The sequence below is a fragment of the Chelativorans sp. M5D2P16 genome, from assembly GCF_034427935.1.
In the GTDB taxonomy this organism is placed as follows: domain Bacteria; phylum Pseudomonadota; class Alphaproteobacteria; order Rhizobiales; family Rhizobiaceae; genus Chelativorans.
Map to the genome: position 1 here is coordinate 156752 of NZ_JAXQNM010000023.1, position 24686 is coordinate 181437.

General features: G+C 64.8%; 22 protein-coding genes. 11 read left to right on the forward strand and 11 right to left on the reverse strand.

Annotation, left to right across the window (positions count from 1 at the left end):
• Positions 1-4: 4 nt before the first annotated feature.
• The 8 genes from SIN08_RS10800 to tpiA form a co-directional block, all read right to left on the reverse strand.
• A complete protein-coding gene (locus SIN08_RS10800) occupies positions 5-1405 on the reverse strand; it encodes a pyruvate dehydrogenase complex E1 component subunit beta (protein WP_322451583.1) in 1401 nt (466 codons plus the stop codon).
• Positions 1406-1419: 14 nt separating this feature from the next.
• Complete coding sequence (pdhA, locus tag SIN08_RS10805) at positions 1420-2496, reverse strand: pyruvate dehydrogenase (acetyl-transferring) E1 component subunit alpha (RefSeq protein ID WP_322451584.1); 1077 nt, start codon at positions 2494-2496, stop codon at positions 1420-1422.
• Between the two features lie 236 nt (positions 2497-2732).
• Positions 2733-3053 (reverse strand): septum formation initiator family protein, encoded by a 321-nt coding sequence (locus tag SIN08_RS10810; RefSeq protein WP_322451585.1) that lies wholly within the window; start codon positions 3051-3053, stop codon positions 2733-2735.
• A gap of 50 nt (positions 3054-3103) precedes the next feature.
• On the reverse strand, positions 3104-4378 hold the full coding sequence (gene eno / locus SIN08_RS10815) for a phosphopyruvate hydratase (RefSeq protein ID WP_322451586.1): 1275 nt from the start codon (positions 4376-4378) through the stop codon (positions 3104-3106).
• A 104-nt stretch (positions 4379-4482) separates the two neighbouring features.
• Positions 4483-5313 carry a 3-deoxy-8-phosphooctulonate synthase gene (gene kdsA / locus SIN08_RS10820; protein WP_322451587.1) on the reverse strand — a complete coding sequence of 277 codons (831 nt, stop codon included), beginning with the start codon at positions 5311-5313 and terminating at the stop codon, positions 4483-4485.
• A 31-nt stretch (positions 5314-5344) separates the two neighbouring features.
• Positions 5345-6973 carry a CTP synthase gene (locus SIN08_RS10825; protein ID WP_322451588.1) on the reverse strand — a complete coding sequence of 543 codons (1629 nt, stop codon included), beginning with the start codon at positions 6971-6973 and terminating at the stop codon, positions 5345-5347.
• Between the two features lie 124 nt (positions 6974-7097).
• On the reverse strand, positions 7098-7526 hold the full coding sequence (gene secG, locus SIN08_RS10830; protein WP_322451589.1) for a preprotein translocase subunit SecG: 429 nt from the start codon (positions 7524-7526) through the stop codon (positions 7098-7100).
• Positions 7527-7667: 141 nt separating this feature from the next.
• Positions 7668-8432, reverse strand: coding sequence for a triose-phosphate isomerase (gene tpiA, locus SIN08_RS10835; RefSeq protein WP_322451590.1), 765 nt, complete (start codon positions 8430-8432; stop codon positions 7668-7670).
• 177 nt (positions 8433-8609) lie between these two features.
• Between tpiA and SIN08_RS10840 the strand changes: the two genes are divergently transcribed.
• From SIN08_RS10840 to lexA, 6 genes are all read left to right on the forward strand, one after another.
• Positions 8610-10496, forward strand: coding sequence for a SurA N-terminal domain-containing protein (locus SIN08_RS10840; protein ID WP_322451591.1), 1887 nt, complete (start codon positions 8610-8612; stop codon positions 10494-10496).
• A gap of 8 nt (positions 10497-10504) precedes the next feature.
• The gene (gene trpD, locus SIN08_RS10845) at positions 10505-11518 is read left to right on the forward strand and encodes an anthranilate phosphoribosyltransferase (RefSeq protein WP_322451592.1); all 1014 of its coding nucleotides are present in this window, start codon (positions 10505-10507) and stop codon (positions 11516-11518) included.
• Positions 11519-11535: 17 nt separating this feature from the next.
• Complete coding sequence (gene trpC / locus SIN08_RS10850; RefSeq protein ID WP_322451593.1) at positions 11536-12351, forward strand: indole-3-glycerol phosphate synthase TrpC; 816 nt, start codon at positions 11536-11538, stop codon at positions 12349-12351.
• A gap of 1 nt (position 12352) precedes the next feature.
• On the forward strand, positions 12353-12871 hold the full coding sequence (gene moaC / locus SIN08_RS10855) for a cyclic pyranopterin monophosphate synthase MoaC (RefSeq protein ID WP_322451594.1): 519 nt from the start codon (positions 12353-12355) through the stop codon (positions 12869-12871).
• Positions 12852-14060, forward strand: a complete 1209-nt coding sequence (gene glp / locus SIN08_RS10860; protein ID WP_322451595.1) for a gephyrin-like molybdotransferase Glp — start codon at positions 12852-12854, stop codon at positions 14058-14060. The genes moaC and glp overlap by 20 nt, the downstream gene beginning before the upstream one ends.
• Positions 14061-14157: 97 nt before the next feature.
• Positions 14158-14874: a transcriptional repressor LexA gene (gene lexA / locus SIN08_RS10865; RefSeq protein WP_322451596.1), complete on the forward strand. Its 717-nt coding sequence runs from the start codon at positions 14158-14160 to the stop codon at positions 14872-14874.
• A gap of 15 nt (positions 14875-14889) precedes the next feature.
• Here lexA and SIN08_RS10870 read toward each other — a convergent pair whose 3' ends face one another.
• Positions 14890-17253 (reverse strand): ComEC/Rec2 family competence protein, encoded by a 2364-nt coding sequence (locus SIN08_RS10870; protein ID WP_322451597.1) that lies wholly within the window; start codon positions 17251-17253, stop codon positions 14890-14892.
• Between the two features lie 117 nt (positions 17254-17370).
• Between SIN08_RS10870 and gltX the strand changes: the two genes are divergently transcribed.
• Positions 17371-18795, forward strand: coding sequence for a glutamate--tRNA ligase (gene gltX / locus SIN08_RS10875; RefSeq protein WP_322451598.1), 1425 nt, complete (start codon positions 17371-17373; stop codon positions 18793-18795).
• Between the two features lie 157 nt (positions 18796-18952).
• Positions 18953-20242, forward strand: coding sequence for a citrate synthase (gltA, locus tag SIN08_RS10880; protein ID WP_322451599.1), 1290 nt, complete (start codon positions 18953-18955; stop codon positions 20240-20242).
• A 150-nt stretch (positions 20243-20392) separates the two neighbouring features.
• Here gltA and SIN08_RS10885 read toward each other — a convergent pair whose 3' ends face one another.
• Positions 20393-21769, reverse strand: coding sequence for a glutamate--tRNA ligase (locus tag SIN08_RS10885; protein WP_322451600.1), 1377 nt, complete (start codon positions 21767-21769; stop codon positions 20393-20395).
• Positions 21766-23010 (reverse strand): MFS transporter, encoded by a 1245-nt coding sequence (locus tag SIN08_RS10890; RefSeq protein WP_322451601.1) that lies wholly within the window; start codon positions 23008-23010, stop codon positions 21766-21768. The genes SIN08_RS10885 and SIN08_RS10890 overlap by 4 nt, the downstream gene beginning before the upstream one ends.
• A gap of 199 nt (positions 23011-23209) precedes the next feature.
• Here SIN08_RS10890 and SIN08_RS10895 point away from each other — a divergent pair, with 199 nt between their 5' ends.
• From SIN08_RS10895 to SIN08_RS10905, 3 genes are all read left to right on the forward strand, one after another.
• Complete coding sequence (locus SIN08_RS10895) at positions 23210-23524, forward strand: metalloregulator ArsR/SmtB family transcription factor (RefSeq protein WP_322451602.1); 315 nt, start codon at positions 23210-23212, stop codon at positions 23522-23524.
• Entirely contained in the window at positions 23521-23892 is a 372-nt protein-coding gene (locus tag SIN08_RS10900; protein WP_322451603.1) for an SRPBCC domain-containing protein, read from the forward strand. The genes SIN08_RS10895 and SIN08_RS10900 overlap by 4 nt, the downstream gene beginning before the upstream one ends.
• Before the next feature lie 145 nt (positions 23893-24037).
• A complete protein-coding gene (locus tag SIN08_RS10905; RefSeq protein WP_322451604.1) occupies positions 24038-24667 on the forward strand; it encodes an ATP-dependent Clp protease proteolytic subunit in 630 nt (209 codons plus the stop codon).
• Positions 24668-24686 lie beyond the last annotated feature (19 nt).

The window sequence follows — 24686 nt, forward strand, 5'->3', positions numbered from 1 at the left end:
CTCCTCAGTCCCGGTAGCTGACGGCTTTCACCGCCTCGACGACTTCGGCCACGCTGGGCAGCGCAAGCTTCTCCAGGTTCGCCGCATAGGGCATCGGCACGTCCTTGCCGGCGATGGTGATCACCGGCGCGTCGAGCCAGTCGAAAGCCCGCTGCATCACCTGGGCGGCGATATGATCGCCCACGGAGGACTGCGGAAACCCTTCTTCGACGGTGACCAGCCGGTTGGTCTTCTTCACCGATTCGATCACCGTATCGAGGTCCATCGGCCGGATCGTGCGCAGGTCGATGATCTCTACGTCGAGCCCCATGCCGCGCAATTCCTCTTCGGCCTTGATGACATAGGTCATGCCGATGCCGAAGGACACGATCGTCGCGTCCTTGCCCTGCTTGTGGATCCGGGCCTTGCCGATCGGCAGAACGAAATCGTCGAGCTTGGGCACTTCGAAGCTCTGCCCGTAGAGGATCTCGTTTTCCAGGAAGATCACCGGGTTGGGATCGCGAATGGCTGCCTTGAGGAGGCCCTTGGCATCAGCGGCCGTGTAAGGCATCACGACCTTGAGACCCGGGATGTGGCCGTACCAGGCGGCATAATCCTGGCTATGCTGGGCGGCGACGCGGGCGGCCGCGCCGTTGGGCCCGCGGAAGACGATGGGCGCGCCCATCTGGCCACCGGCCATATACAGCGTCTTGGCGGCGGAATTGACGAGTTGGTCCATCGCCTGCATGGCGAAATTGAAGGTCATGAACTCGACGACGGGCTTCAGGCCGGCAAAAGCCGCACCGATGCCGACGCCGGCGAAGCCGTGCTCGGTGATCGGCGTGTCGACCACGCGCCTTTCGCCGAATTCGCTCAAAAGCCCCTGTGTGATCTTATAGGCGCCCTCGTATTCGGCGACTTCCTCGCCCATGACGAAGACGTCCTCGTCGCGGCGCATCTCCTCGACCATGGCATCGCGCAGCGCTTCGCGCACGGTCGTCTTGACCATCTCCGTGCCTTCGGGAATGTCCGGATCGGCCGGAAGGGGCTGCGCCTCGGCCTTTGGCGCGGCGGCGGGCTTCGGCGTGTCCTCCGTCTTCTGCTCGGCGGGCTCCTCGGCCGGTGCCTGCGCCTGCGCCGGCGGTGCGCTTGCGGGCGCCTTGTCGAGGTCCTCGCTGTTTTCACCCTCGCCGAGCAGAAGCGCGATCGGCGTGTTGACCTTCACGCCTTCCGCACCTTCCTCGATGAGGATCTTGCCGATCGTTCCTTCGTCGACAGCTTCCACTTCCATGGTCGCCTTGTCGGTCTCGATCTCGGCGATCACGTCGCCGGGCGCGACGGCGTCGCCTTCCTTCTTCAGCCATTTGGCGAGGTTGCCCTCCTCCATGGTCGGAGAGAGAGCGGGCATGAGAATTTCCGTGGGCATGGGCAACTCCCCCCTTAAAGCAGGATATCGGTGTAGAGTTCGGACGTATCGGGCTCGGGATCGGCCTGCGCGAAATCGGCCGCATCGGCCACGACGTCGCGGACCTTCTTGTCCTCCGCCTTCAATTCGTCCTCGCTTGCCCACTTCTTCTCGATGAGCCGCCGCCGCACCTGCTCGATGGGATCGTGCTCGGAGCGCATCTTCTGCACTTCGTCCTTGGACCGGTATTTCGCCGGATCCGACATGGAATGCCCGCGATAGCGGTAGGTCTGCATCTCCAGGATGATCGGCCCCTTGCCCGAACGGCACCACTCGACGGCCATGTCGCCGGCGGCCTTGACCGCGCGTACATCCATGCCGTCGACCTGAATGCCGGGAATTTTGAAGGACAGGCCGCGATGCGCGAAATTCGTCTCGGCCGAAGAGCGCGAGACCGATGTGCCCATGGCGTAGCGGTTGTTCTCGATGATGTAGACCACCGGCAGCTTCCACAGCGCGGCCATGTTGAAGCTTTCATAGACCTGGCCCTGATTGGCCGCGCCATCGCCGAAATAAGTCAGCGATACGTGATCGTTGCCGCGATAGCGGTTGGCCAGAGCAAGGCCGGTGCCGATCGGCACCTGCGCGCCGACAATGCCGTGGCCGCCGTAGAAATGCTTCTCCTTGGAGAACATGTGCATGGAGCCGCCCTTGCCCTTGGAATAGCCGCTCCGACGCCCCGTCAGTTCGGCCATCACACCGCGCGGGTCCATGCCGGTCGCCAGCATGTGACCGTGATCGCGATAGCCGGTGATCACCTGATCGCCCTCCTTGAGGGCCATCTGCATCCCCACGACCACCGCTTCCTGGCCGATATAGAGGTGGCAGAAGCCGCCGATCAGTCCCATGCCGTAGAGCTGGCCCGCCTTCTCCTCGAAACGGCGGATGAGCAGCATCTCGTGATAGGCGGACAGTTCCTGCTCCTTCTTGAACTCCTCCGGCTTGGGCGTCCTGACCGCCGGCGTGCCCGTCGCGGCGGCCGCGGACTTGCCGCCGCTGCGCGATTTCGCCGATGTCGATCGTGAAGAGGTTTTCCTGGCGGCTGTCGCCATCGATCACTCCCTAGAAAATGTCTCTTGGCAGACGTGCGGAACTCGGCTTTGGGCGCCATACTGCCGCAGGAAAGAGATCTAGTCCACGACAGACGACAGTCCATGTCCGAGGAGGCTCGTCAGCGGGCGGGACGCTATCACGGAGCGTGGTTTTGTGCCATTGCAATTACGCATGGCTGTTATGTCGTTTAAGGGACTGAAATTGCTTGATGATTAGGCTATTAACTTAAATCCAGTTAATCGCCTCGATTGCGAAAAATGACGATTTCATTGTCCTGGGCGAGATTGAGCGCTCGCCGCGCTTGCTCGTCCAGCATGTCCTTCTCGAGCGTGCCGTCGCTGAGCAGGCTCACGCGCTCCTCGAGTTCGCCACGCGTCTTGCGCAGCGCCTCGAGCTTTTCCTCAAGTGTGGCGGCACGCGTCTCAAGCCTCGCCTTGGCATTGAGGCCATAATCGCCATGATAGGCGTGGAAGCCGAAATAGCTCAGCACCAAGATGGCGATCGCCGGCACGATCAGCCGGCCTGTATTGCGACGTTTGTGATGGCGGGTCCACATGCGGCGATATCCTTCCGCCGCATATGGCCATATCCTGCTTAACGGAGGGTTTAGCCGCGCAGGATTCCCCGCCCTGCATAACGGGCCTGTCGACCGAGCTCCTCCTCGATACGGATGAGCTGATTGTACTTGGCCAGACGGTCGGAGCGGGCAAGCGAGCCGGTCTTGATCTGCCCGCAATTGGTGGCGACGGCCAGGTCGGCGATGGTTGAATCCTCCGTCTCGCCGGAGCGGTGCGACATCACCGCGGTATAGGCGGCCTTGTGCGCGGTCTCCACCGCGTCCAGCGTCTCGGTCAGCGAGCCGATCTGGTTCACCTTCACGAGGATGGAGTTCGCGATTCCCATCTTGATGCCGTCGTTGAGACGGGCCGAGTTGGTGACGAACAGATCGTCGCCGACCAGTTGCACCCTGTCGCCTATGCGCTCGGTCAGGATCTTCCAGCCTTCGAAATCGTCCTCGGCCATGCCGTCTTCGATGGAGATGATGGGATAGTCGGCGGCAAGTTTGGCGAGATACTCGGCCTGCGCCTTGCCGTCGCGCGTCTGACCCTCGCCCTCATAGACATATTTGCCGTCCTTGAAGAACTCGGTCGCCGCACAATCGAGCGCGATCGCGACGTCGTCACCCGGCTTGTAGCCGGCCTTCTCGACCGACTTCATGATGAAGTCGAGCGCCTCCTCGGCGCTTTTCAGGCCCGGCGCGAAGCCGCCCTCGTCGCCCACATTGGTGTTGTGCCCGGACGCCTTCAGTCCTGCCTTTAGCGTGTGAAAAATCTCCGCCCCCCAGCGGACAGCCTCGCGCAGGCTTTCCGCGCCCACCGGCATCACCATGAATTCCTGGAAATCGATGGGGTTGTCGGCATGCGCGCCGCCGTTGACAATGTTCATCATCGGCACGGGAAGAACATGTGCAGCCGCGCCGCCGACATAGCGGTAGAGCGGCAGGTCGGCGGCTTCGGCTGCCGCCTTGGCGACGGCCAGCGAGACGCCGAGAATGGCGTTGGCACCGAGGCGAGCTTTGTTCGGCGTGCCGTCGAGCTCGATCATGGTGTGGTCGATCTGGATCTGGTTCTCGGCTTCCATGCCGCCGACGGCCTCGAAGATCTCGCCATTGACCGCCTCGACGGCCTGGGTCACGCCCTTGCCCAGGAATCGCGGTCCCCCGTCCCTGAGCTCGACCGCTTCATGGGCACCCGTCGACGCCCCGGAAGGAACCGCCGCGCGGCCCATGGAGCCGTCCTCTAGGACGACGTCGACCTCGACGGTGGGATTGCCGCGGCTATCGAGAATTTCACGTCCGACGATATCGACGATGGCAGTCATGGGATGTCCTCTGGCTCGAATTGGCGTGGAGACAAATCGCGCCTCTCATACCGCACGCGGCGAAAAAGACAATGCTGCGCATCCGATCGATTGGACGGCGCGGCTTACGCCCCTTTCGCAATCCGGTCGAATGCCATCAGACGTTCCAGAAGCGCCGGCATGTCCTTGAGCGGCACCATGTTCGGCCCGTCGGACGGCGCGTTGTCGGGATCCTCGTGCGTCTCGATGAAGACGCCGGCCACGCCGACGGCGACCGCCGCGCGCGCCAGGATCTCCACGAAACGGCGCTCGCCCCCGGTGGAACCGCCCTGCCCGCCCGGCTGCTGGACCGAGTGCGTGGCGTCGAAGATCACCGGCGCACCCGTCTCCGCCATCTGCGGCAGGCCGCGCATGTCGGTGACCAGTGTATTATAGCCGAAGGACGTGCCGCGCTCGGTCACCAGAACGTCGGCGTTGCCCGAGCCGGTGATCTTGGCGACGACGTTCTTCATGTCCCAGGGGGCGAGAAACTGGCCCTTCTTGACGTTCACAGGCTTGCCGGTCGCTGCCGCGGCTATCAGAAGGTCGGTCTGCCGGCACAGAAAAGCGGGAATCTGCAGGACATCGACGGCCTCGGCCACGGCGCCGCACTGCTCCTCGGTGTGTACGTCGGTCAGCACCGGCACGCCCAACTCGCGGCGCAGATCGGCAAAGACCGGCAGCGCCGCCTCCAGCCCGGCGCCGCGCTTGCCCGTAAGCGAGGTGCGGTTGGCCTTGTCGAAGCTGGTCTTGTAGACGAAGCCGATCCCGAGCTTGTCCGTCAGTTCCTTGAGCGCGCCTGCCACATCGAAGGCATGGCCGCGCGATTCGAGCTGGCACGGCCCGGCGATGAGCGCCAGCGGCGCATCATTGGCGAAGACCGCCCTGCCTATGTCCACGCGCGGATTGGGATTCATGCCCATATCTCCTCAGGCCTCTTTCGCCTCGTCACACCAGCCGCGACTGCTCCACCGCCGCTTCGATGAAGGAGGCGAAGAGCGGATGCGGCTCGAAGGGACGGCTCTTCAGCTCCGGATGGTACTGCACGCCGATGAACCACGGATGGTCCGGATATTCCACCGTTTCCGGCAGCACCCCGTCGGGCGAGAGACCGGCGAAGACGAGGCCGCATTCCTCGAGCTTCTCGCGATAGCCGATATTTACCTCGTAGCGGTGGCGATGGCGTTCGGAAATCGCCTCCCTGCCGTATATCGCGGCGATCCTGGAGCCCGGCGCGAGGCGAGCGTCATAGGCGCCCAGCCGCATCGTGCCGCCGAGGTCGCCGGCGGCTGTGCGTTTCTCCAACATGTTGCCCTTCAGCCATTCGGTCATCAGGCCGACGATCGGCTCGTCCGTCGGGCCGAACTCGGTCGAGGACGCCTTTTCGATTCCGGCCAGAGACCGGGCCGCCTCGATACAGGCCATCTGCATGCCGAAGCAGATGCCGAAATAAGGCACCTTGCGCTCGCGTGCGAACTTGGCGGCCAGGATCTTGCCCTCCGAACCGCGCTCGCCGAAGCCGCCGGGCACCAGGATCCCGTGCACCTTTTCAAGCCACGGTGCGGGGTCTTCCTCCTCGAAGATCTCCGATTCGATCCATTCGAGATTGACGCGCACGCGATTGGCCATACCGCCGTGGGCCAGCGCCTCGTTGAGCGATTTATAGGCGTCTTTGAGGCCGGTGTACTTGCCGACCACGGCAATGGTGACCTCGCCTTCCGGGTTGTGGATGCGCTCGGCAACCTCTTGCCAACGCTCCATGCGCGGCTTGGGCGCCGGGTCGATGCCGAAGGCGGCCAGCACCTCCGAATCGAGTCCCTCGCGGTGATAGGCCGTCGGCACGTCATAAATATTCGCTACGTCGAGCGCCTGGATGACCGCCGATTCGCGCACGTTGCAGAAAAGCGAGAGCTTGCGCCGCTCCTCCGGCGGGACTTCCCGGTCGGCCCGCACGAGCAGGACGTCGGGCGCGATGCCGATCGACTGCAGTTCCTTCACCGAATGCTGCGTCGGCTTGGTCTTGAGCTCGCCGGCCGCCGGGATCCACGGCATCAGTGTGAGATGGACATAGATGGCGTTGCCGCGCGGCAGCTCGTTGCCGAGCTGGCGGATGGCTTCCAGGAAGGGCATGGCCTCGATATCGCCGACCGTGCCGCCGATTTCGCACAGGACGAAATCGAAATCGTCGTTGCCTTCGAGGATGAACTGCTTGATCTCGTCGGTGACGTGCGGGATGACCTGAACCGTCGCGCCGAGATAGTCGCCGCGCCGCTCCTTCTCGATGATGTTCTGGTAGATCCGGCCGGTGGTGATGTTGTCGTGCCGGTTGGCCGAGCGCCCCGTGAAACGCTCGTAGTGTCCGAGGTCGAGGTCCGTTTCGGCCCCGTCGTCGGTCACGAACACCTCGCCGTGCTGATAGGGCGACATCGTGCCCGGATCAACGTTGAGATAGGGGTCGAGCTTCCTGATGCGCACGCGGTAGCCGCGCGCCTGCAGCAACGCACCGAGTGCCGCCGCCGCTATGCCTTTGCCAAGGGAGGAAACCACGCCGCCGGTGATGAATACATATCGCGCCATGGGACTCATCGCTTAACCGGACGCGGACGATTTCGCCAGAGCAAAATTGCCCTGTCCGCTTCTTTTTTGATCGGGTCGTGGTCAGCCGCTCAGCGGCCGGCGCCGAACCGTCTTGGGGGGCGGCCTATTCGCCGGTCGGCACCCGCGGCTCGGGATTGCCGGGCTGCTGGGTCGGAGCAGGCTGTTCACCGGCAGGCGCGGGTTGCGCCTCGGTCCCCGTGGGTGGTGCCGGGGTCTCGCCACCGCCGAGTTCGTCGAGAATGCCGGCGCCGCCACCGTCTTCCTGCTGCGTCTCGCTCGCCGGAAGGGTGTCGAAGATGTCCGTCGGTTGCCCCTGATAACGGGCAATAAGCGACAGGGCCAGCGAGGTCGCGAAGAATGCGGCCGCCAGGATTGCCGTCGTGCGGGTCAGCGCATTCGCAGCGCCCCGCGCGCTCATGAAACCGGAGCCACCGCCGATGCCGAGCCCTCCGCCCTCGGATCGCTGCATGAGGACCGTGCCCACGAGCGCGATCACGACGAGCAAATGGATGACGATGATGATGGTTTGCATGTTTCCTTCCGGCGGTCTGTCGCGGCGCGGGCGCTTGCCTGCGGACGCGGCTCATTACACGCCTTTGGCCCCTTTTCCAAGTCCCGCTGCCAAGATAGGCGCATGTGAAGCGCATGCAAGGAGACGCGCGGGCGCGATCGGTCAATTTGCCCTGGTTGCCTCGCAAATGCCGAGGTAATCCGCCGCCTTCAGGCTGGCGCCGCCAATCAGTGCGCCGTCTACGTTGGAGACGGAGAGCAGTTCACGGGCATTGGCCGGCTTGACCGAGCCGCCGTAGAGAATTCGAACGCCGGCGCTTTGCGCACCGATCGCCCGTCCGAGTTCCGCGCGCAGATGCGCATGGGCCTCAGCGACGTCCTCGGACGTCGGCGTGAGACCGGTGCCGATCGCCCATACCGGCTCATAGGCGACGACGGTGTTTTCTGCCGTCGCCCCGGCGGGAAGAGAGCCGGCGATCTGGCGGGAAAGGATGGCCAGCGTCTCGCCGCTTTCGCGTTGTTGCCGCGTCTCGCCGACGCAGACGATCGCAACGAGCCCCGCCCGCCACGCCGCCTTCGCCTTTGCGGCCACCTCGGCGTCGCTCTCTCCATGGTCGGTGCGTCGCTCGGAATGACCGACGATCACGTGGCTCGCACCGCAATCGGCCAGCATCTCGGCGGCGATGTCGCCGGTGTGGGCACCGCTTTCTTCGGCATGGCAATCCTGACCGCCGACGAACACGGGCGTGCCGTCGAGCGTCTCGCGCGCCCTTGAAAGGAGCGTGGCCGGCACACAGATCAGGCCTTCGATGTCGGCGCCCGCAGCGGATGAGAAACCCTCCCCGATCACCTTCAACTCACCCAGGGATGCGCCGGTGCCGTGCATTTTCCAGTTGCCGGCAATGAGGGGGCGGATGGAGGTCGTCATGGGGCTCACCGTTCCTTGTCTCGTCCGTTCGATCCGTGTTCCCTACCAAAAAGGGGCCACAAAGCAATCGACAGTGGCTTTTAAGGGCGCTATTGCCACACTGGAGGCTGTTGGGACTTCGGATGGAGGCTGCGCAGTCTCTGGGATAAGAAAAGTTGGAAAGACAGCGAACGCATCATGCTCGACAGCCTAAGAAACGCCGCAAGCACCTGGATCGCGAAACTGCTTCTCGGCCTCCTCGTCCTGAGTTTTGCCGTGTGGGGCATTTCCGGCCAGATGTTCACCGGCGGCGGCGGCGACGTGATAACGGTCGGCAATACCTCCGTTTCCGTTCTCGATTACCGGCTGGCCTATGACCGCCGGGTGGCGGAGCTGTCGCAGCAGCTCGGCACGCGGCTGACGCGCGCGCAGGCCGAGGCGTTCGGGGTCGACAATCAGGTGCTCTCGCAGCTTACCGCCGGTGCATTGCTCGACGAGACCTCCCGGAAAATGGGCCTGGGACTGTCGCAAGAGAAAGTGGCTGCACTGACGGCCGCCGATCCGGCCTTCAGCGGCGCCGACGGCCGCTTCAACCGGCAGCAGTTCGAGTTCGTGCTGAACCAGGCGGGGATGCGCCCGGAGCAATATCTGAGGAATCGCGAGCAAGCGGCGATTCGCCAGCAGATCGTCGACGCCGTCGCGGGCGACGTCTCGGTTCCGGAGACGCTTCTGACCAATGTGGCGCTCTATCGAGGCGAAAGCCGGACGATGGAATATGTCCCCCTGCCCCGCTCGCTGGTCGAGCCCATCGAACCGCCCGGCGAGGAAACGCTTGCGAACTGGTTCGAGGAGCGTCAGAGCGACTACGCCGCGCCCGAGTACCGCAAGATCAACTACGTCAAGCTGGAGCCGGAGGACATCATCGATCCGTCGGTCATTTCCGACGAGCAGGTGCGCCGCTCCTACGAGGAGAACCGGGAACGCTACACGACGGCCGAGCGCCGGACGATCGAGCAGATCGCCTTCGCCTCGGAAGAAGACGCAGCGGCGGCACTCGAGAGCATACGCACCGGGGCGACCTTCGAAGACCTCGTGGCGATGCAGAACAAGAGCATGGAGGACGTCAATCTCGGCACCCTCACCCGCGACGGGATTGCCGACGAGGCGGTAGCCGAAGCCGCCTTCTCGCTGCCTGAAGGCAAGGTGAGCGATGTCGTCGAGGGCGCCTTCGGTCCGGTGATCCTGCGCGTCACGGAGATCACGGCGGAAGAAGCGACACCGCTGGCGGAGGTGAGCGAGGAGATCCGCCAGGAACTGGCGCTTTCAGAGGCCAGCCATCTGGTTCTGGACACCTATGAGGCCTATGAGGATGCCCGTGCCGCCGGCCAGACCATGCAGGAAGCGGCCGAAAGCCAGCAACTGGCCATGCAGACGGTCGAGGCCGTCGACAGCTCCGGCCGCAGGCCCGACGGCTCGCTCGTCCAGGATCTCCCGGCCTCGCGGCAATTGCTGGGTCAGGCTTTCGAGACCGAGGAAGGCCTGGAGAACAGGCCGATCAATCTCGGCACCAACGGCTATCTCTTCTACGAGGTCGAGGAGGTCATCCCCGCCCGCGACCGCACGCTGGACGAAGTGCGGGACGAGGTCGTGGAGGACTGGACCGACGCCGAGGCCGCGCGGCGACTGTCGGAAATGGCCGCCAGGTTCCAGAAGGACCTCGAAGGCGGCAAGACACTGGACGAGATCGCCGCCGAGATCGGCCAGCAAAAGGCAGTCAAGCGTGGCCTGAAGCGCGAGGCCGACGATGCCGATCTGGGCCGTGCCGGCGTCGCTGCCGCGTTCGGCGTACCGAAGGGCGGAACGGGCGCTTTCCCCAATCCGGCCGGCGACGGACAGTTTCTCTTCCAGGTCACGGAGGTCTTCGAGCCGGCTTCGGCTTCGCCTGAAATGGTGCCGGAAGAGGTCGCCGGCTCGATGAGACGGGCTATCTCGAACGATCTTCTCGACCAGCTCATCGCACAACTGGAGACGGAGCATGAGATCTCCGTCAATCGTGGGGCGATGCAGCAGGCGCTGAGCTTCTGAGGCTGTTCATGGACCTCAAGGCACATATCGCCAAGGTGGCCGCGGGCACGCCGCTCAGCTTTGCCGATGCGCGCGAGGCCTTCGACATCATCATGTCCGGCGAGGCGACGCCGAGCCAGATCGGCGGCTTTCTGATGGCGTTGCGCGTGCGCGGGGAGACGGTGGACGAAATCGCCGGCGCGGTGCAGACCATGCGCGCCAAGATGCTGCCCGTCGCGGCACCGGAAGGGGCGATCGACATCGTCGGCACCGGCGGCGACGGCTCGGGCACCTACAACGTGTCCACCTGTGCCGCCTTCGTCGTTGCGGGCTGCGGCGTGCCGGTAGCCAAGCACGGCAATCGCGCGCTGTCCTCGCGTTCGGGCGCCGCCGACAGCCTGGCTGCACTCGGCGTCGACATCGAAATCGGGCCCGAGCGCATCGCCGCCTGCATTGCCGAAGCCGGCGCCGGCTTCATGTTCGCCCCTGCCCACCACGCGGCCATGCGCCATGTCGGCGCTTCCCGCGTCGAGCTCGGCACGCGCACGATCTTCAACCTGCTCGGCCCGCTGTCGAACCCGGCACGCGTGAAGCGCCAGCTGATCGGCGTCTTCTCGCCGGAATGGGTGGAACCCCTCGCCCACGTCCTGAAGACTCTCGGCGCCGAGAAGGCCTGGGTGGTGCATGGAGACGGGCTTGATGAGATGACCACCGCCGGGACCACGCGCGTCGCAGAGCTGGCGGACGGGGAAATCCGCAGCTTCGAGGTCACGCCGGAAGAGGCCGGCCTGCCGCGGGCCGACCTGGCCGACTTGAAGGGCGGCGATGGTGAGCACAACGCCAAGGCGCTGCGCGCGGTGCTTAAGGGCGAGCGCAACGCCTACCGCGATATCGCGCTGCTCAATGCCGGCGGCGCGCTTGTCGTGGCCGACAGGGCTGAAACGCTGAAGGACGGCGTGGCGATCGCCGCCCGGGCGCTCGACGAGGGCCGTGCGCTTGCCGTTCTGGAGAAGCTCGTCGACGTGTCCAACCGGAAATCGTGAAACGGAACGAGACGCCCATGGCCGATATTCTGCGCAGGATCGAGGCGTACAAGCGCGAGGAGATCGCCGCGGCTAAGGCGGCTCTTCCCCAGGCGGAGATCGCCGCGCGCGCCCGCGATGCCGGTCCGGTACGCGGCTTCACCGCCGCGCTGAAGGCCAAGCATGCGGAAAGCCGCCTTGCGCTCATCGCGGAGATCAAGAAGGCGAGCCCCTCCAAGGGCCTCATCCGCGCCGATTTCGACCCGCAAGAATTGGCCCGCGCCTACGAGCGCGGTGGTGCCGCGTGCCTGTCGGTGCTGACGGATCGGCCTTCCTTTCAGGGTGCGCCGGAATTCCTCACCAATGCACGGGAGGCCGCCGGCCTCCCCGCGTTGCGCAAGGACTTCATGTTCGAACCATATCAGGTCTATGAAGCCCGGGCCTGGGGGGCAGACGCGATCCTCGTCATCATGGCGAGCGTTTCGGACGACGAAGCAAAGGCGCTCGAAGAAACCGCGGGCGAGCTCGGCATGGATGTGCTCGTTGAAGTGCATGACGAGGCAGAGCTCGAACGCGCGCTTCAGCTTTCCTCGCCGCTCATCGGTATCAACAACCGTGACCTCAGGACGTTCGAGACGAGGCTTGAGACCTGCGAGAGACTGGCGCCGCAGGTGCCGTCCGGCCGCATCGTCATCGGCGAGAGCGGGATCTTCACCCATGAGGATTGCCGCCGGCTGGCAAAGTCGGGCATCGAAAGCTTTCTCGTCGGTGAAAGCCTGATGCGCCAGGAGGATGTCGCGGTGGCCACAAGCGCCCTGCTCGGGCTTGGAGCGGATATGCAGGCGGCCGGCTGAAATGGCGGAAACGGAGAAGCACCACCTCACTCACCTCGCTACCGACGGGCGCGCCGAGATGGTGGATGTCGGTGCAAAGCAGGACACGCAACGCACGGCGGTGGCAGTGGGCGCGGTGACCATGGCCCCGGAGACGTTGCGCGCCATCCAGGAAGGAAACGCCAAGAAGGGCGACGTCATCGCGGTGGCGCGGCTCGCCGGCATCATGGCGGCCAAGAAGACTCACGACCTCATCCCGCTGTGCCATCCGCTGGCGCTGACCAAGATTGCCGTGGAGATTGCGCCCGACGAGGCGCTCCCCGGGCTGCGGGTCGAGGCGACGGCCGCGCTGACGGGCAAGACCGGCGTGGAGATGGAGGCGCTCACGGCCGTTTCCGTCGCCTGCCTGACCATCTACGACATGGCCAAGGCGCTGGACAAGAACATGGTCATCGGCGCCGTGCGGTTGAAGGAAAAGGCGGGCGGCAGATCGGGTGACTGGCGTATGGACGAGGCCGGCGATGGCACTGCTTCCGGTTGACGAGGCACTCGAACGCATTCTGGAGGGTGTAGAGCCGCTTGCAGCCGAGAAAATACCGCTGGACGCAGCAGCCGGGCGTATTCTAGCTGCTCCCGTGGAAGCCCGGTGCACCCAGCCCCCCTTCGACGCCTCGGCCATGGACGGCTATGCGGTTCGCGCTACCGACGTGGCTGCCGTTCCCGCGGAACTCGCAGTGATCGGCGAATCGGCGGCGGGCCGGCGATTTTCCGGAACGGTCGGTCATGGCGAGGCGGTGCGCATCTTCACCGGCGCGCCGGTGCCATCCGGCGCCGACACCATTCTCATCCAGGAAAACGCCCGCCTTGTCGCCGAGGGGCGGCGGATCGAAGCGGTCGAAACGGTGGCGGAAGGCTGCCACATCCGGCGCGCGGGGCTCGATTTCTTCGACGGCGCGACCGTTCTAGACGCCGGCCGTCTGCTCGATCCGCCAGCCCTGTCGCTGGCGGCCGCAGCGGGGCATCCGGAACTTGCCGTGGTCGGCCGACCGCTTGTCGCGATCATCGCGACCGGCGACGAACTCGTGCCGCCGGGAACCACTCCCGGACCCGACCAGATCGTCGCCTCGAACAGTTTCGGCATCGCTGCCCTGGCCGGTCAGGACGGCGCCGACATTCTCAACCTCGGCATCGTGCCCGACGACCGCGCGATGATAGCCGATGCACTTTCCCGGGCGCTTTCGGCCGATGCGGACCTGATCGTGACACTCGGCGGGGTTTCCGTGGGTGCGCACGACCTCGTGCGCGAGGTGCTGACGGCACAAGGTATGGAACTCGCTTTCTGGAGGATCGCCATGCGGCCCGGCAAGCCGCTGATATTCGGCCGCCTGCAGGGAAGCCGCGTCCTGGGATTGCCCGGCAATCCCGTCTCCAGCCTCGTCTGCGCGCATCTCTTCCTGCGCCCGCTCATCGCCGGGCTTTGCGGCCGCTCCTTCGCACCGGATCTGCGTGCGGCCGAGCTGGCCGCGCCGATGAAGGCAAACGATGAGCGCCGCGATTATGTGCGTGCGCGCGTCGAGAACGGTCCGCGCGGGCTCGTTGCCACGCCCTTCACGGTTCAGGATTCCTCCATGCTGACCACGCTTGCCGACGCCAACGCGCTCATTCTGCGTGAGCCCGGCGCCCGCGCGAGCGAGGCGGGTGAGCCCTGCCAGGTTCTGATGCTGCGTTAACCGGAAGGTAACGCTGATTTTTCACCCTTGCGGAACACAACTGGAACGTCTACCTTATGTTCTGGTTTTGTTTATGATGATTCCCGGGGTGGAACCGATGCTGACGCGCAAACAGCACGAGCTGCTGCTTTTCATTCACAACCGTCTCAAGGAGACGGGCATTCCTCCTTCCTTCGACGAGATGAAGGAGGCGCTGGACCTTGCCTCGAAGTCGGGCATTCATCGGCTGATCACCGCCCTGGAGGAGCGTGGTTTCATCCGCCGCCTCCCCAACCGCGCACGCGCGATGGAGGTCTTGCGCCTGCCCGAGTCGATCGCCCCGGGCCTCGGCGGACAGCGAACGTTCTCGCCCAGCGTCATCGAAGGTGGCCAGAGCCGCAACGCCCCGGCGCCCACCAAGCCGGCCGCCGACAATGACGAGGACGGCGTGAGCGTCGTTTCGGTTCCCGTCATGGGGCGCATCGCCGCCGGCGTCCCCATCGAGGCCATTCAGCATCAGACGCATTCGGTGGGCGTTCCGCCGGACATGCTGTCGGGCGGGGAGCACTATGCACTGGAGGTCAAGGGCGATTCGATGATCGAGGCCGGCATCTTCGACGGCGATACGGTCATCATCCGGGAGACGCAGACCGCCAATCCGGGCGAGATCGTCGTGGCCCTCGTCGATGAGGAGGAAGCCACGCTCAAGCGCTTCCGCCGCAAGGGTGCTTCCATCGCACTGGAAGCGGCCAATCCCGCCTACGAGACGCGCATTTTCGGTCCCGACCGGGTGAAGGTGCAGGGCCGGCTGGTCGGCCTCATCCGGCGCTATTGAGGCGGACGGCCGTCTTCAGCGATGTGGGGGTAGCCCCCGGGCGGCCCGCGACCAGGCACGGTGAGCGTGCCACGGCCGCCACGGCTTGGTGATTGCGAAGGTTATCCGCGCTTTCCCGCTGCCTTCCGCGCTCGGATTTTCCTCGAAGAAGATCGCCGCACTGCCGTAATGCGCCAGATCGCGCTTGGTGACGACGGTTGCGGCTGGTGCCGGGCCGCAAGGATCGCTCGTCACGGCATCATCGAGAACGACAAGGTCGGCGCCGGCACAGGCTGCACGGGCGGCCTTGGGGGTTGCGGCATGGGCTATTAGGGCATCGCTTTCGTGGCGGGCGAGGCACAGGTCTTCACCGCAATGAAACCTCGTCTTCTCCGCGTTTTGCGGCTGCGGCGCACCCGTCTCTACATTCGTCGGCTTCACGACGGTTCCAGCTGCCAGTGCCCGCGTCCAGTCGTCCATGGTGAAGCCGTTCGGGCGGGTGCGGTTCACGGCGAGCAAGGCGCCTTCTCCGGACAGACCGACGAGCGTTGCATCTTCCGTAATCACGACGTGCGGCAATTGCCGCATGGCGAGAAAAACCACGCCGGCGGCGGCGAGCGGCAGCGCCAGCAGGCGCAGCCACGTGGTCGAGACCACCAGGACAAGCAGCGCACCGGTAAAGAAAAGCATGGCCGTGAGCGGGATGAGGCCGACGGCATCCACAGGCGAATGGGTCGAAAACCACTCGGCGATAGCCACCACGGCGGCGATCGCCTGTCCCATCGCTTTCAGGAATATCCCATCGAGCCCGAAGGGCATGGACAGTATCGCCAGCACCGCGGCGGGCATGGCGAAGACGGATACGACCGGCATTGCCGTCAGATTGGCCGGCAGTGCCAGCGGGGTCACGCGCTGGAAATGCCAGACGCCGTAGATCGCGGTGGCCGTACCGGCGATGAGCGAGGTGGCCGACAGGCCGACGAGGAAGATCAGGCCGTAGCGCGCCAGCCGCCAAGGGAGGCTTCCCTCCGGCGGCGGCCTGCGCGTGGCGCGCTGCTGGCGCCAGTGATTCCAGGCCGCGTAGCCGGCTACCAGAGCCGCTGTCGCGGCAAAGGACATCTGAAAACTGGGTCCAACGACCACGTGCGGCGACCACGCCACGATGACGAGCGCGGCGATTGCCACGTTGCGCATCGTGATGGCGGCGCGGTCGCAAATGAGGGCGGCCAGCATCACGGCGAGCATGACGTAGCTGCGCTGCGCGGCCACCGCCGCTCCGGATATGCACAGATAGAGCGTGCACATGACCAGAGCCGCCGCCGCGGCGTATTTCTTGACCGGTACGCGAGAGGAAAATCCGGGGAACAGAGCGGAGACGGCGCGCACCATAACCATGACGGTTGCCGCCACGAGCGCCATGTGCAGGCCCGAAATGGCCAGGATATGCGCCAGTCCGGCGCGGCGCAGCCATTCGTTGATCTCTTCGGGAATGCCGGCGCGGAACCCGGTGATGACCGCCACTGCGATTTCACCCTCCGGTCCACCGATTTGGCTGCGGATGCGTTCGGCAAGCGCGCCGCGCATCCGTTCCAGCCAGCGTGCCGGATAGCTCAAGAGGGGTGCCGGCGTGTCCAGTGTGACACGCTCCGGCCCGGACATGAAAAAGCCGACCGCATTCCGCCCGGCGAAGTAGCTCGTGAACGAGAAATCATAGGCCCCGGGCCGGACCGGCCCCGAAGGCGACATCAGCCGCACCAGGCCGTAGACGCCGTCTCCCGGGCGGAGATCCGCGGGCACGTCACGCGCAGTCAGCCGCACACGGTCCGGCGGATAGGATAGATGCGGACGCTCCGTTTCCAGAATGTCGATGGTGAGCCTGATCCGGCCGTCCGCCCGCCGCTCCTGCTGGACAAGGCGCCCGGTAATACGCGTGGTGACGTCGGACCCCACCATCGGCGTCGATGCGCGCAGCGTCTCCAGCTTCGCGGCGCCAAGCCCGACGGTAAAGACGAGAACGGCCGCCAGCGGGGTCGACAGGAGAAGTTTGCGCCGTGACTGCCAGGTCAGCAGGGTCAAGAACGCAATCGTCAGCACAAGCGTGCCGGTCCCCGGCTCACGTGGCAGAGCGAAATAGACCGCAGCGCCGCCAGCCAGCAGCACGGGCAGACACAGGAACCCCGCACCGCGAGCGGCGTCTCTTGAGAACTCACGTGAAAGATAGAATGCAAGAAGCTGTTTTATCTGAATAAGAGATTGCTTAATCGAGGCAATGCGTGGCCGTGGGTCCAGCTCGGTACGTCGCTCGTCCACAAGCGGAAAAGTGCCGCCGGAAGACTCCGCCTCGGCCGGCCGGAAGTGCGCCCGCTCGCCTTGCGCCGTCTCCGCGCTTTCGCCCCCCATGCCCGGCCCCTTCCACAGGCGCTTGCACCCCAGACTGCCTATGCTACATGACGGGCGAACGATTTTCACCCCGCTTGCGCGGCACTGGCGCCCGCGCAAAAGCCCTCCGGAAGAAAAATGTCGAAACCCGTCATCACCCGTTTTGCGCCCTCGCCCACCGGCTTCCTGCATATCGGCGGTGCGCGCACGGCCCTTTTCAACTGGCTCTATGCCCGGCACACGGGCGGCAAGATGCTGCTGCGCATCGAAGACACCGACCGCCAGCGCTCGACGCCGGAAGCGACGGAGGCGATCCTCGACGGGCTGAGGTGGCTCGGGCTTGAATGGGAGGGAGAGCCCGTCTCCCAGTACGCCCGTGCCGACCGGCATCGGGCGGTGGCGGAGGAACTCGTCGCCAGGGGCGAAGCCTATCATTGCTACGCCTCACGCGAGGAGATCGAGGCGATGCGGGAGAAAGCGCGTGCCGAAGGCCGGCCGCCGCGCTACGACGGCACGTGGCGCGACCGGGATCCCGGGGAGGCGCCGGCCGGGATCAAGCCCGTCATCCGCATCAAGGCACCGCGCGAGGGCGAAACCGTCATAAATGACCGTGTGCAGGGCGAGGTCCGTTTCCCCAACAAGGATCTCGATGATTTCATCATCCTGCGTTCCGACGGCTCCCCCACCTATATGCATGCGGTCGTGGTGGACGATCATGACATGGGCGTCACCCACATCATCCGCGGCGACGACCACCTGACCAACGCCGCGCGCCAAAGCCTGATCTACCGTGCCATGGGGTGGGAGGTGCCTGTCATGGCGCATGTGCCGCTGATCCACGGGCCCGACGGGGCAAAGCTTTCCAAGCGGCACGGCGCTCTGGGCGTCGAGGCCTACCGCGCGATGGGCTATCTACCCGCAGCGCTGCGCAACTATCTCGCCCGGCTCGGCTGGAGCCACGGCGACGACGAGGTGATGTCCACCGAAGAGATGATCGCATGGTTCGAGATCGAGGACATCAACCGCGGTGCGGCCCGCTTCGACTTCCAGAAGCTGGAGGCGCTAAACGGCATCCATATGCGCCAGATGGACGATGACGCGTTGCTCGACATCTTCATCGACGCCCTGCCCCATCTGGAAGGCGGCGAAATCCTGCGCGCCCGGCTCGACGATGCACGCAAGGCGCAACTGCGTGACGCCATGCCCGGGCTCAAGGAGCGGGCGAAGACATTGGTGGAACTGGCTGACGGCGCCGGGTTTCTCTTTGCCGAGCGGCCCCTGGCACCGGACGAGAAAGCCGCCGCCTTGCTTGACGACGACGCCCGCAACATGCTCGCCGACCTGGTCGATCGGTTCGCAGCGGTGCCGGACTGGTCGGCACCGGCGCTTGAAACGGTCGTACGTGATTTCTCGCAGGAGACGGGGCGCAAGCTCGGAAAAGTGGCGCAGCCGCTGCGTGCTGCGCTGACGGGCCGTACCACCTCGCCGGGAATTTTCGATGTGCTGGCGGTTCTCGGGCGCGAGGAGGCCCTGGGACGCATCCGCGACCAGGCCGGCGGCTGACGGCATAAGAGCGTATGTTGCAGCGCAACACCCATCCCTGTCAAGCTTGGCACGGGTGGGCAAATGCGCTAGCTACATGCCACGCTTGTGGCGAAATAACCACTCCGGGTGGGCAACTTCCCGCACCCCGAATTTCATGAACAGAGAGGTGACCGCGATGACCAACTCGACTGCGAAACTGGAATTTGGCGGTGACAACCGGGAATACGAAATCCGCAAGGGCACCGTGGGACCCGACGTGATCGATATCGGTTCCCTCTACAAGGACACCGGGATGTTCACCTACGATCCCGGCTTCACCTCCACGGCCAGCTGCGAGTCCAAGATCACCTATATCGACGGTGATGAAGGCGTGCTGCTGCACCGCGGCTATCCCATCGACCAGCTGGCAGAGCAAGGCGACTTTCTCGAGGTCTGCTACCTGCTTCTTTACGGCGAGCTGCCGACCAGGACGCAGAAGGAGGACTTCGACTACCGCGTGACCCGGCATACCATGCTGCACGAGCAGATGTCGCGCTTCTTCACCGGCTTCCGCCGCGACGCGCACCCGATGGCCGTCATGTGCGGCATGGTCGGGGCGCTGTCCGCCTTCTACCACGATTCCACGGATATCTCCGATCCGCGGCAGCGCATGATCGCCTCCATCCGCATGATCGCGAAGATGCCGACGATCGCGGCCATGGCTTACAAATACCATATCGGCCAGCCCTTCGTTTATCCGCGCAACGAGCTTTCCTACGCGGCCAACTTCCTGCACATGTGCTTTGCGGTGCCGTGCGAGGACTACAAGGTCAATCCCGTTTTGGCGCGCGCCATGGAGCGCATCTTCATCCTGCATGCCGACCACGAGCAGAACGCCTCGACCTCCACCGTGCGGCTTGCCGGCTCCTCCGGAGCCAACCCCTTCGCCTGCATCGCCGCCGGCATCGCCTGCCTCTGGGGTCCGGCCCACGGCGGCGCGAACGAGGCCGCGCTCAACATGCTGTCGGAAATCGGCAGCGTGGACCGCATCCCCGAATATATCGAGCGCGCCAAGGACAAGGACGACCCGTTCCGCCTGATGGGCTTCGGCCACCGGGTCTACAAAAACTACGATCCGCGTGCCAAGATCATGCAGAAGACGTGTCACGAGGTGCTGCAGGAACTCGGTATCAAGGACGACGCTCAGCTCGACATCGCCATCGAGCTGGAACGCATCGCGCTCACGGACGACTATTTCATCGAAAAGAAGCTCTACCCGAACATCGACTTCTATTCCGGCATCACGCTGAAGGCCTTGGGCTTCCCCACCACCATGTTCACGGTGCTCTTCGCACTTGCCCGCACGGTCGGCTGGATCGCCCAGTGGAAGGAGATGATCGAGGATCCGAACCAGAAGATCGGCCGTCCCCGCCAGCTCTACACGGGGGCCACCCAACGCGATTACGTGCCGATGGAGCGGCGCTAAGCAAACGTCGACGGTTTCAGGCGGGGCCCTATGGGGCCCCGTCGTGCTTTCCAAGGACCGCTTTCCATCCGATAAGCCTGCCTTGAAGGCCTGCGCGAATGTGTCCGGGGGATCTGAAAGCCCAGCGCTTTCTCTGCAGCAGGAGATCCCCTACCGAGGCCGACGGGCCAATGTCCCTTCACGTCCCAGCAAGGGCAGCAGATCAGCCAGTTCCGGTCCGGACTCGCGTCCGGTCAGCGCGATGCGCAGCGGCTTGAAGAGGGCCTTGCCCTTGCGCCCGGTTTCGGCCTTCACTCGGTCGGTCCATTGGCGCCAGGTCTCCCGATCCCATGGCTCGGGTGGCAGGAGATCGAGCGCGGATTGCACGAAGACCTGATCGTCCGCGGAAAGCGCCGGGGTCGTCCCGGGCCCCTCCCTCACGATCCGCCACCATTCGGCGGCGTCCCCGACCGTCTCGAGATTGCCGCGCACGGCATCCCAGAACGGCTCGGCCAGCGGTCCGTCGATGCCCAGCTCACGCAGTCGCGGCGCGGCCTTCTCGAACGGCATGGAATGGACGAGCGCGCTGCTTAAGGCCCGGAGTTCGGCGGGATCGAACTTTGCCGCCGATTTCGAGCTCGCGGCGGGATCGAAGCGGAGCGCCAGTTCCTTCATGTCGCGGCAGGCCGTCACCGCCCCAGCTGCACCGATGAGCACGGCGAGCGATGCCACCGCCATCGGCTCGATGCCTTCCTCCCTGAGGCCGGCGATGGACAGCGAGCCGGTACGCTTGGAGAGCCCTTCGCCCGTCACCGTGGTCAGCAGATTGTGGTGGCCGAAGGCCGGCGCCTCGGCGCCGAGCGCACGAAAGAGGGCGATCTGCGCGCCGGTGTTGGTGACGTGATCGTCGCCGCGGATGACGTGGCTGACGGCAAGCTCGATGTCGTCCACGACGGAGGGCAGCGTATAGAGAAATGTGCCGTCTTCGCGGATGAGGACCGGGTCGGACATGGAAGCGAGATCTACCGTCTGCGGCCCGCGCACGATATCGTCCCAATGGACCTCCGTGCGCCGGGGCGATAGTGGATTGTCGTCGAAATTCGGCAGGAGGAAGCGCCAATGCGGCTTGCGTCCCTCCGCTTCCAGCCGGTTCTTCTCCTCCTCGGACAGCTTCAGCGCCTCGCGACCATAGACCGGCGGCAGACGCCGCGACAGCCTGAGCCTGCGCCGCCTTTCCAGTTCCTCGCCCGTTTCATAGCAGGCATAGAGGAGGCCGGCTTCCCTGAGCCGTTCCACCGCGCGCTCGTAGCGGTCGAAACGCTCCGACTGGCGTACGGCCATATCCGGTTCGATGCCGAGCCAGGCGAGATCCGCCTCGATTCCGTCGGCGTATTCCGGGCGCGAGCGCTCCCGGTCCGTATCATCGAAGCGCAGGATGAAACGGCCGCCGGCCTTCAGCGCGAACAGCCAGTTGTAAAGCGCGGTGCGCGCATTGCCGATATGAATCCGACCCGTCGGTGACGGGGCGAAGCGAACCGTGACACTCATGGTGCGGAGGTAGCCGACGCCTCATCCCATTGCAAGGCGCGCGCGGCAAGCCGCCGGGAAACGAACAGCATGAGAGCCGACGCGGCGAGGCAGTAGAACCCCATGGCGGCGATCTGCAGCGGATAGGAGACGCCGAGATCGATGAGGTAGCCGGTCAGGCCCGGCCCCATTGCGGTGGCGAACACCATGATTGCCACCGTCAGCGCCCGCACTGCACCGAGATGCCGCGTGCCGTAGATCTCCGGCCAGACGGCGCCGAAGAGGGTCGAGGAAAACCCGTAGGAGATGCCGAGCATCCCCATGAAGATGAAGGAAATCCACTGCGCGTCGAACGCGGCGAGCGTCAGGCAGGCGGCGGCCAGCGGCAGCAGGAAGACGGGCAGCAGCGCCACGGCCGAGAAGCGGTCGATGAGCTGGCCCGAGATGAGCGCGAAGGAGACCGTCATGACCGCCATGAAGGTGAAGGACGAGGCGAAGACCTCCAGCGACCAGCCACGCAGTTCCACGAGATAGACCTGGTGGAAGAAGATGGTCGTGGAGATGAAGCCCGGGGCCATGACGCCCAGAAGCAGCGCGTAGAAGAGCGGGTCGCGAACGACCTCCGCGCGCGTCCAGTTGCGTCCCGTCGCGCGCCTGGGTGCGGGATCGCTGGAGCGTGGCGCCCGTTCCACGGCCACCAGCCCGGCGATCAGCGGCAGCGCGACGAGGACGAGGAATCCGGCGCCCACCAGCCAACTACCACGCCAGCCCACCAACCCCGCAAGGCTCACGAAGATGAGTGGCAACACCGCTTCGCTGGCGTTCTGCCCGAGAACGGTGAGCGACACGGCGCGCCCGCGCTGGGCGGAAAACCACCGGCCCATGGCCGTCAGCGCGTTCTGGGTCATCATGCCCTGCCCGAAAAGCCGCAGGAGATAGATTGTCACGCAAAGCAGGACGATCGAGGTGGAGAGCGCCATGGACACGCACGCCAGCGCCAGCATCGGCACGATGATGAGCGTGACGGTCCTTGCCGAATAGCGGTCCACGATCTGTCCGAAGCGCGGCATCGTCAGGGCACTGGCCAGGGTGGCCAGCATATAGATCATGCCGAAGGTGCCGTGGGAGAGCGCGTATTCCTGGCGAATGTTCCCCGCAGACAGGGAAATGAAGAAAGTCTGCCCGAAGGAAGAGAAGAAGGTGAGGAGAAACCCGCCGGCAAGCCAACGGGCGTTCTCGCGAAAAAAGTACAGAAAGGACATCGGTTTCTCTGATGGAGGCGCGCGACCTATCATGCGCCCGCGCCCAAGTGCCTGACACGGCAAGATCGGATGCATCGTAAAGGCTTGTGTCCACGGTGCAAGGCGTGCGAGCCCTGTCACACCAGCTTCCGCGCACTGGTGCAATCGCTTCTTCCGCATCCGGCTTGCATGATAGATAAGTATATGCTTATCTATTCCCATGTGTGAGACGGATGTTTTTCGTGCCTTGGCCGACCCCACGCGGCGGGCCGTTCTGGAGCGGCTCCTGGACGGTGAAAAGAATGCCACCGAGCTGCGCGAAGGCCTGGATATTTCGCAGCCCGCGGTTTCCCAGCACGTGGCCATCCTTCGCGATGCCGGGCTGATCGAGCAGAAGCGCCAGGGCCGGCAAGTGCGTTACCGCCTCGCGCCGGACGGGCTTGCACCGATGATCGACTGGCTGACGCGGTACAAAGCCTTCTGGCCCACGCGCGTCGAGCGACTGAGAACACTTCTTGAGGAGATAGAGCGATGACCCTCACAGCGGATGACAAGGAAAACAGAGTCATCGTGGAATGTGAGATCGAAGCTTCGCCGGAGAAACTGTGGCGCGCCTTGACCGATGAAGAGCTCGCTGCCGACTGGCTCGGGGCCTTTCCCATGACCGAGGAGGGGCCAGCGCGGCAGGGGCCGAGTTTTCGTGTCCTGGAGGCGGAACCGTACAGCCGCCTGCGCTATGCCTGGCACGATCCCGAGAACCCCGATGCGCCGCGTGTGGTCACCATTGAACTGGCGCCCCTCGGCGAGGGCAAGATGCATTTTCGCCTGACGCACGGTGCGACCGCCCGTGCCCGTCAACCCGAACCCGCCAACACGGATACGCCGCTGGCGTTGGCGGCCTAGAGCAATTCCAGGAAAAGTGGAAGCCGGTTTTCCGTCCGGAATTGCGTGGAATTAAATGCTTAGATCAGTTCACCGTTTCCGCGAAACGGTGAACTGATCTAGCCGGGGCGCTGTCAGAAACTTTTGTTCGAAAGGAGGTTGCGCAATGCGCGACACGATGAATCTCGTCCCCATGGTCGTCGAACAGTCGCCCCGCGGCGAGCGTTCCTTCGACATCTTTTCCCGCCTTCTGCGTGAGCGGATCGTCTTTCTGAGCGGTCAGGTGGACGACAACTCGGCCGCCCTCATCTGCGCGCAGATGCTGCATCTGGAAGCCGAAAACCCGGATCGCGAGATCGCCTTCTATATCAATTCGCCGGGCGGTATGGTCACCAGCGGCTTCGCCATCTACGACACCATGCAGTTCATCAAATGCCCGGTCGCCACGCTCTGCTTCGGCACGGCGGGATCGATGGGCTCGTTCCTGCTGATGGCCGGCGCACGCGGCCGGCGTGTGGCGCTGCCCAATGCGCGCATCATTCTGCACCAGCCTTCGGGCGGATTTCAGGGCCAGGCCTCCGATATAGAACGCCATGCCGAGAATATTGTCAGGCTGAAACGGCACCTGATCGGGCTTTACGCCGAGCATTGCGGACGGAAGCGGGAAGAAGTGGAGCGCACGCTTGACCGGGACTTCTTCATGAGCGCCGAGGAGGCCCGCGACTGGGGCCTGGTCGATCACGTCTATCACCGGCGCGAGGCGCTGGAGGGGATCACCGGCGGAGCGCTGGAGTAAGCGGCCAAGCGTCCTTTTC